The organism is Diaphorobacter sp. MNS-0, from assembly GCF_019602835.1.
Lineage (GTDB): Bacteria > Pseudomonadota > Gammaproteobacteria > Burkholderiales > Burkholderiaceae_C > Diaphorobacter > Diaphorobacter nitroreducens.
On record NZ_CP080761.1, the window covers coordinates 3881390 to 3898912 of the forward strand.

A 17523-nucleotide genomic window follows, 5' to 3' on the forward strand; every position below is an offset into this window, starting at 1 on the left:
AAGGCCCCTGATGCATCGCACCAACGGTTTTTCTTCCGCTAGCCGCCTTCGCCAGGCTGTCGGATACTTCTTATTCGTGGACCTCTAAAAGAAAGAGCAACGGAGATGGAAACGCCACTTCGTAAAGACCAGGAAACGCTTCTGCGCGGTGTGCGCCCCAATATCGTGCAGTCGATCCGTGCCTTCCGGGTGCACGACCTGCAGGACACGGCGCGCGCCATGGGCCACCACTTCCTGTATGCCAATCTGGCACATGCGCAGTCCAAGCAGGACATCCTGGACCTGATCGCCACGCAGTTCACCTTCCCGGCGCACTTCGGCAAGAACTTCGACGCGCTGTACGACTGCATGACCGATCCGCTGCACAAGTCGGGCCCGCAGCCGGGCTTCATCGTGGTGCTGGAGCAGATCCCGATCACGGCCAAGTTCGACAAGGAAGCCCGCGAGCAGCTGCTGGACATCTTCCGCGATGCCGCCGACTACTGGGGCGACCGCAAGATCCCGTTCCGCTGCTTCTATTCTTTTCTGTAGCCCGTTCTGCAACCGCCGGCCAGGCGGAACGGGCGCAGGAGGAGCACGGCAGTGCTGCCTCCCAGGCCATAGAGATCGCGATCGATCCCGTGGGCGAGAAGATGCCCACCGACAAGCTGGTGGACGTCTCCCCCATGGCGCTGCGCATGAGCAGCCCCTTCAACGCTGGCTACTGGCTCACGGCCGCGTGATGAAGCATGACCGGCCGCAGCCCTGCTCCGACCGGTCACGATTTTGCGCTTTGAATCAAATCGGGCGTTAGCGCCCTACCAATAAGCGCGAGCAGCTCCTATTTCAGGAGCATTCCTGCGCCAATGCGACGTACTCGCTCACTGGCACCTCCTCGGCCCGGCGCTGGGTGTCGAACGTGCCGGCAAACTGCCGCGCTTCGAGCCAGCGGCCCAGCGTGTGGCGCAACAGCTTGCGCCGCTGGCTGAAGGCCACCTGCACCAACTCCTCCAGCACGGGCATCGACAGCGCCTCGGGCGCTTCGTGCGGCACCATGCGCACCACCGCACTGTCCACGCGCGGCGGCGGATCGAAGCTCTCGGGCGGCACGAACAGCACGTTCTCCATGGCGTAGCGCCATTGCAGCATCACCGACAGCCGGCCATAGGCGCTGGTCGCCGGCGCGGCCACCATGCGGTCGATGACTTCCTTTTGCAGCATGAAATGCTGGTCCGCAATGACCCGCACGTGCGCCAGCAGATGGAACAGGATGGGCGTGGAGATGTTGTAGGGCAGGTTGCCGACTACTCTTATTTTGGGAGCATTCAGCGCTTGCGCTACCTGCGCAAAGTCCACTTTCAGCACATCGGACTCGATGACATCGAGCTGCCCGTGCTGACGCAGCCGCGCGGCCAGGTCGCGGTCCAGTTCGACCACTGTGAGCCGGCCCAGGCGTTCGACCAGCGGCTGGGTCAGCGCCGCCAGCCCCGGGCCGATCTCCACCATGGGCTGCCCGGGCTCGGGCGCGATGGCGCGCACGATCGCATCGATGATGCCCTGGTCGCTCAGGAAGTGCTGGCCGAAGCGCTTGCGCGGGATGTGCTTCATTGCGGAGCGTCGCGGTATTCCACGTAGGCCCGACCCCGGGCTTCCTGGATCCAGGTGGCGAAGGCCTCGTCGAGCTTCTTTTCGCGCACGGTGTCGCGCACCATGTCACGCTGCTCGCGCGGGGTGAGCTTGGCCTCGCGGCGCTCCAGCAGCTGGATCAGGTGCACCCCAAAGCGCGACACCACGGGGCGGCTGATCTCGCCAGGGCGCAGGGCATTGAGCGCCTCTTCGAATTCGGGCACGTAGCGCCCGGGCGATGCCCAGCCCAGGTCGCCGCCGTCCTTGGCGCTGCCGTCCTGCGAATACTCGCGTGCCAGCGCCGCGAAGTCGGCGCCGCCGCGCGCGACGCGATCGCGCAGATCCTCCAGCCGCTCGGCCGCCTGGCGTTCCGACAGGTTGGCATTGGTGCGCAGCAGAATGTGGCGCGCGTGGCTCTGCACGGCCGTGGTGGGCACGCCGCTCTGGGTCTTGTCCACCACCTTCAGGATGTGAAAGCCCGCGGGCGAGCGCACCGGGCCGACCACGCTGCCCACGCTGGCTTGCTGCGTGGCGTTCACGAACAACTCGGGATAGCGGTCGGCCGGGCGCAGGCCCAGCAGTCCGCCGTTGGCGCCTTCGGGCGCATCGGAATACTCGCGCGCCACGGCGCCAAAGTCGCCACCCGCCTGCACCTTGGCCAGCGCCTCCTGCGCGCGCGCCGAGCGCTGGGCCACCTCGCCCGGGCCGGCGTTCTCGGGCACTTTCACCAGGATGTGGCCCAGGTTGAGTTCCAGCTTGCCCGGGCCGGCGGCCTGCCGCTGCTCGCGCAGGTACTGGTCCACCTCCAGGTCGCTCACACGCACGCGCGACTCCACGTCGCGCTCGCGCAGGCGCAGCGCCAGCAGCTGGTTGCGCAGTTCTTCGCGAAAGCGCTCCTTGCTGATGCCATCGGCGGCCAGGCGCCGGTGCATTTCGTCCACGCTGATGCTGTTCTGCCGCGCCACCGACTGCTCGGCCTGGCTGACGGCATAGTCGTCCACCTTGATGCCGGTCTCCTTGGCCTGCTGCACCTGGATCTTCTCCAGGATCAGGCGCTCCAGCACCTCCTTGGCCAGCAGCTCCTGCGGCGGAACCTTGCCGCCCTGGCTGGCGATCTGCTGCACCACGCGCTCGGTGCGCTGGCGCACCTCGTTGTTGGTGATGGGCTCGGAATTGACCACGGCGACGATGTAATCCGCCTGCCGCGGCGCATTGGAGGCCGTCGCCCCGGCCGGCGGCAGCAGCGTCGCTGCGGAGGGCAGCCGCGGCTGGCCGGTGGCCGACGGGCGCAGCCCCTGCGCATGGGCGCTCATGGGCACCAGCGGTGCGACGGCGGTCAGGCAGACCAGGCCCAGGGTCAAGGCACGGTGTTTCATGGCGTGGTGCAAATTCATGGTGCAAGGCGGCGCGTCGCCCCAGCGGGGCGGCGCGCAAGGCAATCAATCGTACTGGGTGAAGCGGCTGGGTGTGGACACGCTTTCGCGCAGGAACTGGTAGCGCGGCACATTCTGCTTGAGGCTGGACAGCGGGTTGGAGCCCAGCGACAGGCGCGAGAAGCCGATGAACTCGATCTGGAACATGAGCCGGGTGTTGGACGACGTAACGCTGCGCTGCAGGCGCTCCAGCACCACGCGGCCGATCCAGCAGCAGCTCTCGTACTCCAGGCCCACCACGGTGTCCACCAGTTTGCGGTCCTGCAGGCTGTAGTTCAGCCGCCCCACGCTGTACCAGCGCCCCCCGGCAGAGGAGGGCTTGTCGCCGCGGTCGCCCCACAGGTCGTTGAGCGGCCACTGCCAGCCCACATCGATCTGCTCGCTGGGCTCGGTGATCAGGCCGGTGACCTTCTGCATGCGGTAGGCCGCGCTCACCGTGCGGTAGTTGCCGGGCGAATAGCGCGCCCCCACCGTGGTGCGCAGGGACCGGCCGGTCTTGGGGTTGTATTGCACCGTGGAGTCGAAGCCCCACTGCGGCGTCCAGTTGATGCCCGCGCCCAGCAGCACGTCCGACAGCCGCTCGTTCACCGGCGAGCCGCCGGGCATGGTGACTTCCTGGTCGGAGAAGCGCACGCGCTGTGCCACGCCGAAGCGCGCGGCCTCGGCGCCGGTGTCGGGGTCGAGCAGGCGCGTGGTCACGCCCAGCGTGAGCAGGTTGTTGTCGGCCAGCCGGTCCTGTCCGCCAAAGGCGTTCTCGGTGTAGATCGACGCGAAGTTGAAGTCGTTCACCGCGGTGTCGTAGATCGGCAGCAGGCGCTGGTCGCGGTACGGGGTGTAGGTATAGAAGGCGCGCGGCTCCAGGGTCTGCAGGAAGTCGCGGCCGAAATAGCGGGCGTCGCGCTCGAACACCAGGCCGCTGTCCAGGCTGAACGTGGGCAGCGTGCGGCTGGCGGTGCGCTGGCCGTTGGCCAGCGGCGCATCGAACTCGTAGTGCGTGCTGTGCAACTGCACGCGCGGTGTGATGAAACCCGCCGGCGCCAGGAACGGCCGGCTGACCTGCGCCATGGTGTAGCTGCGCTTGGCGTTGGGCTGGCCGGTGTAGGCGCGGTCGGCGTGAAAGCTGGTGTAGTCGGCCTCGACACTCGCATCCAGCCCGCCGGCCAGCTGCAGCGGCCGGTACTCCCAGCGCAGCTGCGGCATGCGGTCGTAGGGCGGGATGATGGGCGCGTTCACGTCCTGCAGCGTTTGCCACTTGAGGGTGCGCAGCAGCAGCGAATGCTCGCCGCGCGCCCAGTTCAGCGTCGCGTCGCCCGGCAGCAGGCGCTGGGTGAGCTGGTCGTTCACGCCGCTGCGGCCACTGTTGCGCTGGGAAAAATCGCGCCAGTAGTTGTCGTCGCTCACGCGCTTGATGTCGATGCCCAGTCCCACGCCGCCTGCGGGCGTGTCAAAGGTGGCGCGGTGCTTGATGCCGTAGGCCCAGCGGTCGCGGTCGCGCAGCCGGTCGTTGGGCATGTAGTCGGCCGTCAGCTCGCCGCTGTAGCGCGGCTCCAGGTAGCGGAACTCCGTGCCCAGGGCCACGCCGCGCCGCGTCATGACCGTAGGCGTGATGGTGGCGTCGCGGTTGGGCGCGATGTTCCAGTAGTACGGCTGCGCGTACTCGAAGCCGCTGACGCTGTCCAGCCCGAGCGTGGGCGGCAGCAGGCCGGACTTGCGCCGGTCCGACAGCGGGAAGGTGATGCGCGGAATCGGCAGCACCGGCACGCCCTTGAACTCCAGCACGCCATTCTCGGCCGTGCCCACGTCCTCCACGCGGTCCAGGTGGATGCGCTCGGCGCGCAGGATCCAGTCGGGCTGCCAACTGGCCTCGTCGGTGCGCTCGCAGGTGGTGTAGGTGGCGTTGTGCACCACGGAACGGTCGCGGTCGAGGAAGTCCACGCGCGAGGCCTGGCCATGCGCCGCGGTCTCCAGGAAGCGGTAGCGCGCGTCGCTGAAGAAGCCGGTGAAGGCCTCCACGCGCAGGTCCAGCTGCGAGCCTTCATACCGGTTGCCCGCGCGGTTGATGAGCACGTTGCCGCTGGCGCGCGCGCGGTCATCGGCCACGTCGTATTGCATGCGGTCGGCATGCACCACCGTGTCGCCGCGGCGCAGCTCGGCGTTGCCCTCGATCGTGGCCTGGATGTCCGGTTGGCCCGTCACGCGGTCTCCGCGCACGAACACCGGCAGTTGCTGGCGGATGCCGTAGGGCAGCACCTCCTGCAAGCGCGGGCTGGAGCGCAGCGCCGGCGGTGGCTCGGCCGGCGCAGCATCTTGGGACGGCTGTGCCTGGGCCAGCACGGCCAGTGGCACGCCGCACAGCATCAGGGCCGCCAGCCGCGCCAGCATGCGGCGCGGAGGCAGGGGCGCGGCGAATGGGCGGTGCGTCGGGACGTGCAGGGCGTGGGGCAAGGGGAGACGATCCATGGATTGCGACGGACGGCGGGCCGCTAGGCACGGGCACCGCGGGCCACCCCGCCGGGGAAGGCCGGGTTTGTAGAATCCGATTATCCATGAGCCACCCCTCTTCCCCCACTCCGGCGGGCACATCCGAGCCGGCCACGGGCGCCGTGCATACGGGCGCCGTGCATGCGAGCGCCGTGCATGCGAGCGCCGTGCATGCGAGCGCCGTGCATGCGAGCGCCGTGCATTGGACCGACCCGGCCCGCCAGGCAGCCTTCAACGCCTGGCTGGGCCCGCTGGCCGCCTCGCTCCAGTTGCGGCCCGGGTCCCTGCGCCCGGCGTCCGCGGACGCGAGCTTTCGCCGCTACCTGCGCCTGGACGCTGTTGATGGCACCAGCCGCATCGTCATGGACGCGCCGCCCGACAAGGAAGATTGCCGCCCGTTCGTGCAGGTGCAGGCGCTGCTGCAGGCCGCCGGCCTGCGCGTGCCTCAGATCCTGGCCTGGGACGAAACGCACGGTTTCATGCTGCTGTCCGACCTGGGCGCGCAGACCGCCATCGAGCGCCTGGACCCCGCCAACCCGGCCGCCGCACACGCCTGGTACCTGCAGGCCGTGGACCTGCTCATCGACTGGCAGCGCGCCTCGCGCCCCGGTGTGCTGCCGGCCTACGACGAGCCGCTGCTGCGCCGCGAGCTGCAGCTCTTTCCCGACTGGTACATCGCCCGCCACCGCCAGGCCACGCTGACCGATGCGCAGCAGACCACGCTGGCCCGCGCCTTCGACGCCATCGTGGCGCAGAACCTGGCGGCCCCCAGCGTGTACGTGCACCGCGACTTCATGATGCGCAACCTGATGGTGGGTGCGGACGAGCGCCTGGGCGTGCTGGACTTCCAGGACGCGGTCTACGGCCCCGTGACCTATGACATCGCCAGCCTGATGCGCGACGCCTTCATCAGCTGGGAAGAAGACTTCGTCATCGACATTACCGTGCGTTACTGGGAGAAGGCCCGCCGTGCGGGCATTCTCGGCGCCGCGAGCGGCAGCGGTTGGGGTGCGGACTTCGGCGACTTTTACCGCGCGGTGGACTTCATGGCGCTGCAGCGCCACCTGAAGGTGGCCGGCATCTTCGCGCGCCTGACGCTGCGCGACGGCAAGCCCAAGTACCTGGCCGACGCACCGCGCTTCATCGCCTACATCCGCCAGACGGCCGGCCGCTACCGCGAACTGTCGCCGCTGCTGCGGCTGGTGGACGAACTGGAAGGCACCCAGGCCGCCATGGGCTACGCCTTCGGGCGCGTGTAGGTTTACAAGCCAAATCAACCTCCAGCGCTTGCCCATCAAGCGCTGGCAGCTACTATTTTTGAAAGCTATGCCCCGTTTTCATTGCCCCCTGCCCCTGGCCGCTGATGCGCAGCTCACGCTGCCGCCGACGGCCGCGCGCCATGTGCAGGTGCTGCGCCTGCAGCCGGGCGACGCGGTCACGCTGTTCAACGGCGAGGGCGGCGAGTGGAGCGCCACCGTCACCCACATGGGCCGCAGCGACGTGCAGGTGCAGGTCGGCAGCCACAGCGCCGTGGAGCGCGAGGCCGCGCGCGCCGTGCACCTGGTGGTGGGCATGCCCGCCAACGAGCGCATGGACTGGCTGGTGGAAAAGGCCACCGAGCTGGGTGCCGCGAGCATCCAGCCGATTGCCGCGGCACGCAGCGTGCTCAAGCTGTCCGGCGAGCGCGCCGCCAAGCGCCAGCAGCACTGGCAGGCCATCGCCGTGGCGGCCTGCGAGCAATGCGGGCGCAACCGCGTGCCCTCCGTGCACGCGCCGCTGTCCCTGGCCGACTGGCTGCGCCAGCCCCCTGCCGACGCACTCGCACCGGACGCCGCACGCCTGCTGCTGTCGCTGCGCAGCGGCAGCCGCCCGCTGCGGGAAGCCGCGGCCCAGGCCGGTGCCGTCTGGGTGCTGCACGGCCCCGAGGGCGGCCTGACCGCGCAGGAGGAAGACGCCGCGCTGGCCCAGGGCTTTGCGCCGGCCAGCCTGGGCGCGCGCGTGCTGCGGGCGGAAACTGCCTCGGTGGCGGCACTGGCGCTGCTGGGGCTGGCCTGATGCGCGCACTGGCCCCGGACGACCTGGCGCCACAGGTCGGCGATGACGCGCTGGACAACGGCGTGGGCGCAGGCATGGGCCTAGGCATGGGCGCCATCGCGGATTTCTTTCGCGACGCCTACAGTTTTGACGATACCGCGCAGGACTCCCCGCTGCTGTGGCACCTGTCGCGCCAGCAGCCGCTCACGCAGGCGCTGAGCGGCCTGTTCCACGGCCCCGCGGCGCTGGTGCAGCTGCGCGTGTGGGTGTTCCTGCAGCTGGCGGCGCAGGGCGACGCGCAACTACCGCGCGAACGCATCGACGAACTCTTTCACGCGCTGCGCCCCGAAGCGCTGGAGACGGTGCTCAAGCGCCTGCGCGACGTGGGCCTGCTCGCCTGGGACGAGACCCAGCGCAGCTACCACCTGCCCGCGCTGGCCCAGCGCGTGGCCGGCCTGCTGGCGCCGCTGACCAGCCCCGCGCCCGAGGACGACCACGCCGACGGCGGTGAACTCGCCGCCCTGCTGGGCCAGGTGGTGGGCGCCAACCAGCTGGGCAGCGTGGATGCCGGCCAGGTGCAGCTGCTGCAGGCGCAGCTGGCGCGCCTGCACGGCGAGTTTGCCGACGCCATCGCCAGCGGCTCCGAGTTCCGCCTGCGCGAGGCGCGCAAGCGCTACGACCGCGCAGCCCAGCTCATCGACCGCGCCTCCGATGCCATCACCGCCATCATCGGCAACAGCCACGGCCACCTGCTGCTGGAGCGCGCGGCGCGCGGCCTGGGCCAGGCGCAGTCGCGCCTGCTGGCCATGGCCAGCCAGTTCAACCGTGCGCTGCAGCAGATGGACCGCCAGCGCGTGACGCTGGGCACCACCGGCATCACCAGCACCGACGTGAAGCGCTGGCTGCAGGCCGCGCCGCAGTTGCACCGCCTGCTGGACGGCGCCATGGCCCAGCCCACGCAACTGGCCACGCTGGCCCCGCACGAGCTGCTGGACGTGGTGGAGGCCGAGTTCGAACGCGACCGCCCCCAGCCCGCGCTGGCCGAGGCCCTGCCCAACGCGCAGAGCGCCCCGGCCGGCACGCTGACCGCCGTGGCCCTGCCGCGCGAGCTGGGCGACCTGAATGCGCTGCTCGCCGAATGGGCCCGCGACGGCGGCCATGCCGATGCCGCCCGCACCGCGGCCGAGGCCCTGCTGGGCCCGCGCCCCGGCGCCACGCGTTACGCGCAGCTGGCCTACAAGGCCCAGCTCATGCCCCTGCTGGGCGATCCGCAGGCCGCCGTGCTGCCGGGCCTGACGGGCGAGCTGGCGCGCCAGCCGTGGCGCATCGAATGGCAGCCGCAGGCCGAGCCGCTGGACCACCACCAGGTGGAGCTGCTCAGCCGTGGCCGGCTGATACCGGCCGAACCCGACAGCCCCCAGGGCACCGAGGAAGTGAAGAATGGATGACGCCGCCCTGCTGATCGCCGAGCTGCTCACGCGCCGCTGGCTGCCCCGCAGCCACCCGCGTGTGAAGCGCGCGCTGGTCGATGCCGAACTCTTTGCCCAGGTGGAGCAACGCCTGGCCCAATCCGGCCTGCGCTGGATGGACAGCATCTACGCCGACCACGTGAGCGTGGCCCTCTTGAGCGCCGCGCAGAACGGGGTGATGGGCGAGTCCGGCCTGAACGCCAACAACAACCTGGAGCTGCCGCGCGACGCGCAGGCGCTGCTCATCGTGCTGTGGGCGCTCATCGTGTTGCCCAAGCGCGAGCGCCAGACCAGCCGCGTGCAGGAGGCCGACGCGGGGCAGAACGACTTTTTCCCCGGTGCCAAGCCCCTGCCCCAGGCCAGCGTGGCCAGCCCCGTGCTGTCGTACAAGGCGCTGCTGGAGGACTATGGCCCGCAGCTGGGCAAGAAGCTGCGCCTGGACGCCAACCTCAAGCTGCTGGAGCGCCACGGCTTCATCCTGCGCCGCCAGGACGAGATCGCCGAGGGGCCGCTGCTGGACGTGCTGCTGGACTACGACGTGCTCGCCCCGCGCATCCTGGACGGCGCGCTGGCCGACGTACTGCTGCGCGAGCGCGCGGCTGCGCCGGAATACGAGCCAAATCAGCCTCTAACGCCCGAACAGCAAGCGCCAGCAGCTATGAATAACGAAGCATCCACGGTGCAGGAGAACTGACCGCCATGTTCCACCTGCAAACCCTGGAACTCGTTCACTGGGACTACTGCCAGCGCGTGTCGCTGCCGCTGGACGGCTCCATCATCACGATTGCCGGCCCCAACGGCTCGGGCAAGACCACGCTGCTGGACGCCATGCGCACCCTGCTGGGCCTGCGCTGCTCGGCCCCGCGCGACTACCGCACCTACGCGCGCCACGCCGGCGCGCAGACCGCCTGGCTGCGCGCCGTGGTGGACAACCGGCCGCAGGGCCGGCAAAGCTCCAGCCGCCCGTTTGCGCGCCGCCTGCTCTACAGCGACCAGGTCACGCTGGCCTGCCGCATCGACAAGAACGGGGGCGACTGGCAGCGCCGCTACTGCCTGGTGGAGGGCGATGTCTCCATCGAGCAGCTGCTGGACATGCCCGAGAAGGACCTGGGCTTCATGGGCGTGGAGGCCTGGGGCCGCGTGCTGGCCGCCGCCGGCCTGTCGCCGGCGATTGCGCGCGTGCTCTCGCTGGAGCAGGGCCAGACCGACCGGCTGTGCGAATTCAGCCCGCGCGAGCTGCTGCGCCTGGTGTTCGACGTGTTCGGCGACCAGCAGGTGCTGGACGCCTACGACCAGGCGCGTGAGCACCAGCAGCAGCTGGCGCGCGAGATGGCGCAGGCCGAGCGCGAGCTGGACCACAGCCGCGCGCAGCTCTCCGAACTGCACAACCGCGTGACCAACTACAAGACCTGGCAGATGCGCCTGGCCGAGCGCGAGCGCCTGGCCACCGAGGTGCTGCCCGTGCTCGGCTGGTGGGGCGAGCGCGAGCAGCTCACCAAACAATCGCGCGAGTTGCGCCGCCAGAAGGCCCAGCACCGCGCGGCCCTGGCGGAGCAGGCGGTGCAGAACAAGCGCCTGCTGCACCTGCTGGAGGAAGGCACGCGCGCGCAGCAGCAAGCCGAGCAGCTGCGCGCAGAGCGCGACCAGGCGCGCACGCAGCTGGACGAGGCCACACGCCACGAGGCCCCGCTGGAAAAGCTGGCCCAGCGCGAGCAGGAGCTGCTGGCGCTGGTGGACAAGGGCAGCAATGCCGACGAATTGCAGGCCCACCTGGCCCAGTTGCAGGACCAGGAGTCGGCCCTGCAGGACGAGCGCAGCCAACTCACCCAGCGGCGCAAGCTGGCCGCCGCGCAGCTCGCCGCGCTTGAAGGCCAGAGCCTGCCGCCGCTGCCGCCCGAGGTGCTGCGCTTTCGCAAACAACTGGCCAACGCCGGCATCGGCCACCGCTTCGTCGCCGAAACCGTGGAAGTGCAGGACGAGCGCTGGCGCGCCGCCATCGAGGGCGTGCTGCGCGGCCACCGCTGGGTGGTGCTGCTGGACCAGGCCAACGACCTGGCCGAGGCCTGGGAGCTGGGCGAGCGCGAGCGCTACCGCCACTACATCGTCGAGCCGGGCAGCGTGGCGCTGAAGGGCGAGAGCGGCACGCTGCTGGAGCATGTGCGCTTCACCGGGCCCGTGCCGCGCTGGCTGGTGCAGCAACTGCAGAACCTGCGCTGCGTGGCCGACCCGCGCGAGGGCAAGAAGCTGGGCGGCACCTGGATCACACCCCAGGCCTACATGCACGACGGGCGCGGCGCGCGCTCCATGTGGGTGGAGGCGCATGAGCACCAGTTCGGCGCCAGTGCCGTGCAGGCACGCCGCAGCGCGGCCGAGCGCGACCTGGCCCGCATCGATGCGCAGCTGGCACCCGTGCTGGACCAGCTCATGGCCCTCAAGCGCCAGATCACCGACACCCGCCGCGCCCTGGAAGGCCATAGCGCCGCCGAGGAGCTGGCGCGCCGCAGCGACGAGTTTGGCCAGGCGCGCGAACAGTTGCCCGCCGCCAAGCAGGCGCGCGTGGCCGCGGCCCAGCTGTGGCAGCGCCTGGAGCAGGAATCCACCCGCGCCCACGACCGCCACCGCGCCTTCAATGAGGAGCACAAGCGCCTGGAGGCGCAGCTGCAGCGCGCGCGTGGCGACAGCGAGCGCGCCGCGCAGGAGTGGAGCGCGCGCCGCCGCCAGCAACAAGGGGCCGTGGCCCGCAGCCAGGCCCAGCGTGCGCAGTTCCCGGCGCGCTGGATCACGCCCGCCGCCATGGGCGCGCTGGTCGACGAATACGTGAACGACACCCAGGCCAAGCTGCGCCTGCATGCCGTGGAGCAGGAACTGGAGCAAGGCACCTGGGAGCAGGACGCCACCGTGGAAGAACGCCACCGCCGCATGGACGTGACGGTGCGCGAGCAGGCGGCCAGCCTGTCGGACCACCAGGTCAAGAACGCCCAGGCCGCCACGGCGGTGCTGAACGCGCGCGAGAGCTACATCGAGGTGCTGCGCAGCACGGTGCGCCGCTACCGCAAGAACATCCAGGAGCTGGGCCAGCTGGCCGGTGTGGAAGTGGCGGCCGACCTCCCCCTGCTGGAGAACGACGACACCGTGCTCGCCCAGGCGGGCCTGAAGGTGCATTTCGCCTTCGACGGCAAGGGCAGCATCGGGCTGAACGACGGCGAGGCCTCGGGCGGGCAGCAGGTCATCAAGTCGCTGATCCTGCTGGTGGGCCTGCTGAAAGACGAGGAAAGCGGCTCGGGCGGCTTCGTCTTCATCGACGAGCCCTTCGCCCACCTGGACGTGCGCAACATCCAGCTCGTGGGCCACTTCCTGCGCAGCACGCGCGCGCAGTACGTGCTGACCACGCCGATCACGCACAACCTGGAGGTGTTCGAGCCCGCCGAGATCACCCTCGTGACCAGCAAGAAGCCCGCCGGCAGCCGCTGGGCGCCGCCCATCGCCGTGGCCAAGCGGCGCGGCGTGCCGGAGCTCAAACCCCTCAGCGCATGACCGCCCTGCGCACGCAACCCAACGGGAACAGGCGCCGTACGCGGCACGGCGCACCGTGGACGAGCCTGCCAACGTTGCGCCCCGCCCAACAGGCACTTTTGTGCGACTGGCTGCGCGCCGACGCGGCAGAACGCCAATGGCAGTCCCTGTTGGACATTGCGGGCGCGCAGCGGCTGGAGCTGGCCGAGGGTCTCCTGGATCTGCTGCTGCATGCCGGTGCGCTGCACACCAAGGAACGCTTCATCCACGCCCAGTGGCGCGTCGAACGCATCGTGTGGAGCGATGTGGCCGTGCTGCAGGAGGCCGTGGGCCTGCGCAGCGCAGCCACCCGCGAGAGCGCTCGCCAGCAGTTGGCAGCACAACTGCAGGCCCTGGGCGAGCAGGAGCCCTGGCTAGAAAGCGCTGTGCGCCACTGTCTGGACAGCCGCCAGGGCGAGACGCTGCGCCAGGCGCGCCTGCAGTTGCTGCAAGCCTTGGCCAGTTGGCAGGCCGACCAGCGCTTCGGATTGCGCCAGGATTTCGCCCAGCACGCGCGCGGCACCACCAAGGCCATCACCCCGACTGAATGGAAATGGCTGCAAGCCCATGTGCCGCTGGAAGCGCTGGGCATCGCCCGCTTCGCGCCGCTGTTGTGGCTGGGCGGCTCGCTCACTCTGAATACGCCCGGGGGCTGCATCGATGTGGCGGCTGCCGGCCTGTGCGGCCTGCCCACGCGTCTGTTTGGCGCGCCGGCTCGGGTGCGGGCGCCCCGCCGCTACTGGCTGATCGAGAACCGTGCAAGCTTCGAGCGCCAGGCACTGGCGGCCGCGCCCGGCACTTGCGTGGTCTGGCTGCCCGGCCAGCCGCCGCAGAGCTGGCGGGAGGCGATGCAGTGGCTGCTACAGCAAGCCCCCGCACCAGCCGATGTGAGCTGCGACCCTGACCCCGCGGGCGTGGCCATCGCGCTGGCCGCAGGTGCGCTGTGGCATGCGGTGGGGGGGCCTGCCTTGGCAGGCCCACCGCATGCAGCCGCAGGACTGGGGCGCGGCCCCGCGCCTCCCGCTGAGCGCACACGACCATGCCTGGCTGCAGCGCCTGCAGGCCGACCCCGACCTGCCAGCCACGCTGCGCACCCTGTGCACCGCGTTGCAAACCCAAGGCCACAAAGCTGAGCAGGAATTCTGGCTGTAGCGCATCCGGCGCCGCACCGCACAGCGGCCGGTACCGCCCGTCAACGCGGTCCCACGACAGGGCATCGGGACAACTCATCGCCCCCTGGCAGGCCAGACCTCCAGCTCACGGCAACTACCTATTCTCAGACCGCGCGCGGGCCGCTTACAGTGCACACAGCGTGCGCGGTCCGCAGCCCCGCGCCTCTGAGAAAAGGAGCTTGCGTGAACCAGGAGGCCACGGGCCGCCGCGGCCTTGCCCAGCGGACGCTGGATGCACTCATCACGACCGATCCCCATCAGCGCATCCGCCTGGCCATGGCGGGGGTGTCGGCGCTGCTGATGCTGGGCTGCATCGGGGCGATGCACCTGGTGGCCGCCGCCGGCCTGACCTATCCCGTGCCGGTGTACTGGTGGACCCTGGCGTGCGGCGCGGGCATCACCACGGTGTTCGTGCTCATCCGCAGCGGCGCCAGCCGGCGCTTTGCCGACCCGTCGCTCACGCTGTTCCAGATCGTCTATGCGATTGCCTGCAACGCGGCGGCCTATGTGATCGCCGGCCCCGCGCGCGGCATTGCGCCGCCCATTCTCGCGGTCATCATGATGTTCGGCGTCTTCGGGCTCACCCCCCGCCAGATGGTGGGCGTGGCGCTCTACGGGCTGGTGGCCTTTGGTGCAGCGGGCGCCGTGGTGCAGTGGTGGCATCCGGCTTGGCTATCGCCCGACAGCCAGCCCCCGGCGCTGTCGGCGGCCTACCTGGTCATGATCGCGGTGGTGCTGGCCAGCAGCACCTTTCTCACCACGCGCGTGCACAGCGCGCGGGCCCGCCTGCGCAGCCAACAGCGCGAGCTGGCCGCCGCCGTGGAGCAGATCCGCGAACTGGCCGTCCGCGACGAGCTCACAGGCCTGCCCAACCGCCGCTACATGCTGGAGATGATGCGGCTGGAGCATGCGCGCGCGCAGCGCAGCCGGCAGCCCCTGCTGCTGGCGCAGCTGGACCTGGACCATTTCAAGGCGGTGAACGACACGCACGGCCATGCGGCCGGCGACGTGGCGCTGCAGTCGTTCGCGCAGACGGTGCACGGCTGCGTGCGGGCCAGCGACCTCCTGGCGCGCTGGGGCGGCGAGGAGTTCCTGCTACTCATGGCCAATACCCACCCGGCGGACGGCACGCGTCTGCTGGAGCGCGTGCGCGCCACCGTGGCCGCCACGCCCGTGGCCCTGCCAGGCGGCACGCAGCTGTCTCTGACGGTGTCGGTCGGGCTGGCGGAACTGGCCCCCGGCGAGAGCACCGCCGCGCTGCTGCAGCGCGCGGACGCGGCCCTCTACGGCGCCAAGCGCCTGGGGCGCAACCGCGTGTTGCTCGCGCACTGAGGGCGGGTTTGCTCCTAAAAAAGTAGCTGCTAGCGCTTACTACACAAGCGCCGCAAGCCGATTTGGCTCAAGCCGCCACGGGCTGCGCCCGGCGCACCGGGCAGCGCTGCTCCAGCCACGACTCCAGTTGCGCGAACACGGGCGCCGCGTCGCGCTCGTTGAAGATCTCGTGGTACAGCCCTGCAAAACCCTGGGCATGCACCACGGCCGGGGGCGCCGCTGCCGCGAAGGCACGGCTGCCCGCGGGATTGACGATGCGGTCGTCCTCGCCCCACAGCAGCAGCGTAGGAACCGTCCAGCGCGCGGCGCGCGCCAGCGTGGCGGGGCCGGCATCGGCAATGAAGCGCGCCAACCGCGCGCTGATGCGGTCGTGGCAACGCCGGTCGGCCCGGTAGGCGGCCACCACGGCCGGGTCGTGCGACAGGTGTTCAGGGTTCAGGCCGTTGCCCACGCGCAGGTTGGGCACCAGCCGGGGCAGCGTGGCCAGCAGCAGCTTTTGCAGCGGGTTCATGAAAGTGGCCAGCGCGGGCGACGAGAGCACCAGCGCATCCACGGGGCGCACGCCCCGCGCCACGAAGCTCGCCGCCACCAGCCCGCCCATGCTGTGGCCCAGCAGCACCAGCGGCTCGCCGGGCCGCAGCCGCGTGCGTGTGGCGTCCACCAGGTCCGCCAGGTCGGCCAGCAGGCGCAGGTCGCTGGTGAGGCCGCCTCGCGGCCCGCCGGAGTCGCCGTGGCCGTAGTGGTCGTAGCCGCGCACGCTGAAGCCCCAGCCGTTCAGGCGCTGGGCCAGGGCCTCGTAGCGCCCCGCGTGCTCGCCCAGGCCGTGCACCAGCAGCACGGCGCCGCGGCGCTCCTGCGCGGGCAACGGCCAGTCCTGTACGGCGAGGTTCTCGCCGTCGCTGGCGGTGAAGGGGCGCAGCGTGGGTTCGCTCAGTTCCTGCATGGCCGTGCGCGTTTTCAGGCCGGCATGCTGGCGATCACCTGCGCCACGGCCGCGGTGAGCTTCTTGGCGTAGGGCACGTGCAGGAACTCGTTGGGGCCGTGGGCATTGCTCTTGGGGCCGAGCACACCGCAGACCATCATCTGCGCCGTCGGGAAACCGCGGCTCAGCATGTTCATGAGCGGAATCGTGCCGCCCTGGCCGATGTAGCCGCAAGGCGCGCCGAAGTGCGCCTGGCTCGCGGCGTTGAGCGCCTGCTCGAACCACGGCGTGATGGCCGGGGCGTTCCAGCCGCTGGCCGCGCCATCGGGGGCGAAGGTGACCTTGGCCTGGTAGGGTGCGTTGTCCTCCAGCACGGCCTTCATCTCCTGCAGGCAGGCGGCGGCGTCCACCAGCGGCGGCAGGCGCAACGACAGCTTGAAGGCCGTGTAGGGGCGCAGCACGTTGCCCGCATCCTGGAGGGCGGGGAAGCCCTCGGCCCCCGTCACGCTGAGCGTGGGCTCCCAGGTGCGCTTGAGCAGCGCCTGTACCGGGTCGGTGGTGGTGGGCAGGGCAAACACCGTGCTGCCACCGCAGTCGGCATGCGCCCAGGGGAAACGCTTGTAGACCTCCTCGCCCAGGATGGCGGCGGTGGCCCGCGCCTGCGCCAGGCGGTCGGGTGGCACCTCGCAGTGGAAGTGCGCAGGCAGCAGGCGGCCCGTGGCCGAGTCCTCCAGCCGGTCGAGCACCTGGCGCATGATGCGAAACGACGACGGCACCAGACCCGATGAGTCGCCCGAGTGCACCCCCTCGGTGAGGATCTGGACCTTGAGCGTGCCGCTGGCCATGCCGCGCAGGCTGGTGGTGAGCCACAGCTGGTCGTAGTTGCCCGCGCCCGAGTCCAGGCAGATCACCAGCGCCACGTCGCCCAGGCGGGTCTTCAGCGCGTCGATGTAAGGCAGCAGGTCGGCGGAGCCGCTCTCCTCGCAGGTCTCGATCAGGCCCACGATGCGCGGGTGCGGCACGTTCTGGCGTTTGAGCTCCTGCACCGCGGCCACGCTGGCGTAGACCGCGTAGCCGTCGTCGGCGCCGCCCCGGCCGTAGAGTTTGCCGTCCTCGTACTTGGGTGTCCACGGGCCCAGGTCGCTGCGCCAGCCCTCGAATTCGGGCTGCTTGTCCAGGTGGCCGTACATCAGCACGGTCTGCGTGGACTGCGGCTGGGTGGCCGCCACCTCGAAGAACAGTACCGGCGTGCGCCCCGGCAGGCGCACGATCTCCAACTGCAGACCGGCCACCTTTTGGGCCTCGACCCACTGCGCGGCGTTGCGCAGCACAGTCTCCAGGTGGCCCTGTTCGCGCCAGTCGGGCGCAAAGCCCGGCGACTTGGCGGGAATGCGGATGTAGTCGGTGAGCTGCCGCAGGATGTCTTCGTCCCACACCCGCCCCACGCGTTCCAGCGCGAGTGCGGTATCCAGGGCGGCGGCGGGCAGGCGGTCGTTCATGGCGGAACCTCTATCGGTGCGCAA

The 17523-nt window shown here is 70.4% G+C and carries 13 protein-coding genes; 8 read left to right on the top strand and 5 right to left on the bottom strand.

The genetic code is table 11. The features are described from left to right. The first annotated feature begins 105 nt into the window (after positions 1-105). Positions 106-531, top strand: coding sequence for a barstar family protein (locus K2L43_RS18325; RefSeq protein ID WP_011807186.1), 426 nt, complete (start codon positions 106-108; stop codon positions 529-531). Positions 532-825: 294 nt separating this feature from the next. Here the strand turns inward: K2L43_RS18325 and rsmA are convergent, their stop codons facing one another. The 3 genes from rsmA to K2L43_RS18345 form a co-directional block, all read right to left on the bottom strand. Next, positions 826-1587: a 16S rRNA (adenine(1518)-N(6)/adenine(1519)-N(6))-dimethyltransferase RsmA gene (gene rsmA, locus K2L43_RS18335; RefSeq protein ID WP_047349233.1), complete on the bottom strand. Its 762-nt coding sequence runs from the start codon at positions 1585-1587 to the stop codon at positions 826-828. Continuing rightward, positions 1584-2981, bottom strand: coding sequence for a peptidylprolyl isomerase (locus K2L43_RS18340; protein WP_255580496.1), 1398 nt, complete (start codon positions 2979-2981; stop codon positions 1584-1586). The genes rsmA and K2L43_RS18340 overlap by 4 nt, the downstream gene beginning before the upstream one ends. A 63-nt stretch (positions 2982-3044) precedes the next feature. Then, complete coding sequence (locus tag K2L43_RS18345; protein WP_047349231.1) at positions 3045-5498, bottom strand: LPS-assembly protein LptD; 2454 nt, start codon at positions 5496-5498, stop codon at positions 3045-3047. 86 nt (positions 5499-5584) lie between these two features. Between K2L43_RS18345 and K2L43_RS18350 the strand changes: the two genes are divergently transcribed. The 7 genes from K2L43_RS18350 (at position 5585) to K2L43_RS18380 (ending at position 15078) form a co-directional block, all read left to right on the top strand. Further along, positions 5585-6778 (top strand): aminoglycoside phosphotransferase family protein, encoded by a 1194-nt coding sequence (locus K2L43_RS18350; protein ID WP_255580497.1) that lies wholly within the window; start codon positions 5585-5587, stop codon positions 6776-6778. A 67-nt stretch (positions 6779-6845) separates the two neighbouring features. After that, positions 6846-7574 (top strand): 16S rRNA (uracil(1498)-N(3))-methyltransferase, encoded by a 729-nt coding sequence (locus tag K2L43_RS18355; protein WP_220638208.1) that lies wholly within the window; start codon positions 6846-6848, stop codon positions 7572-7574. After that, positions 7574-9001 carry a hypothetical protein gene (locus tag K2L43_RS18360; RefSeq protein WP_220638209.1) on the top strand — a complete coding sequence of 476 codons (1428 nt, stop codon included), beginning with the start codon at positions 7574-7576 and terminating at the stop codon, positions 8999-9001. Before K2L43_RS18355 ends, K2L43_RS18360 begins: the two co-directional genes overlap by 1 nt. Next, positions 8994-9716, top strand: a complete 723-nt coding sequence (locus K2L43_RS18365; RefSeq protein WP_123675451.1) for a hypothetical protein — start codon at positions 8994-8996, stop codon at positions 9714-9716. The genes K2L43_RS18360 and K2L43_RS18365 overlap by 8 nt, the downstream gene beginning before the upstream one ends. A 5-nt stretch (positions 9717-9721) precedes the next feature. Further along, entirely contained in the window at positions 9722-12556 is a 2835-nt protein-coding gene (locus K2L43_RS18370; protein WP_220638210.1) for an ATP-binding protein, read from the top strand. A 74-nt stretch (positions 12557-12630) separates the two neighbouring features. Next, entirely contained in the window at positions 12631-13707 is a 1077-nt protein-coding gene (locus K2L43_RS18375) for a hypothetical protein (protein WP_255580498.1), read from the top strand. A gap of 222 nt (positions 13708-13929) precedes the next feature. After that, on the top strand, positions 13930-15078 hold the full coding sequence (locus K2L43_RS18380; protein WP_255580499.1) for a sensor domain-containing diguanylate cyclase: 1149 nt from the start codon (positions 13930-13932) through the stop codon (positions 15076-15078). 67 nt (positions 15079-15145) lie between these two features. Here K2L43_RS18380 and K2L43_RS18385 read toward each other — a convergent pair whose 3' ends face one another. Both K2L43_RS18385 and K2L43_RS18390 read right to left on the bottom strand, forming a co-directional pair. Further along, positions 15146-16021, bottom strand: coding sequence for an alpha/beta hydrolase (locus tag K2L43_RS18385; RefSeq protein ID WP_015914684.1), 876 nt, complete (start codon positions 16019-16021; stop codon positions 15146-15148). A 14-nt stretch (positions 16022-16035) separates the two neighbouring features. After that, positions 16036-17499 carry a M20 family metallopeptidase gene (locus K2L43_RS18390; protein ID WP_220638211.1) on the bottom strand — a complete coding sequence of 488 codons (1464 nt, stop codon included), beginning with the start codon at positions 17497-17499 and terminating at the stop codon, positions 16036-16038. Positions 17500-17523: the final 24 nt, after the last annotated feature.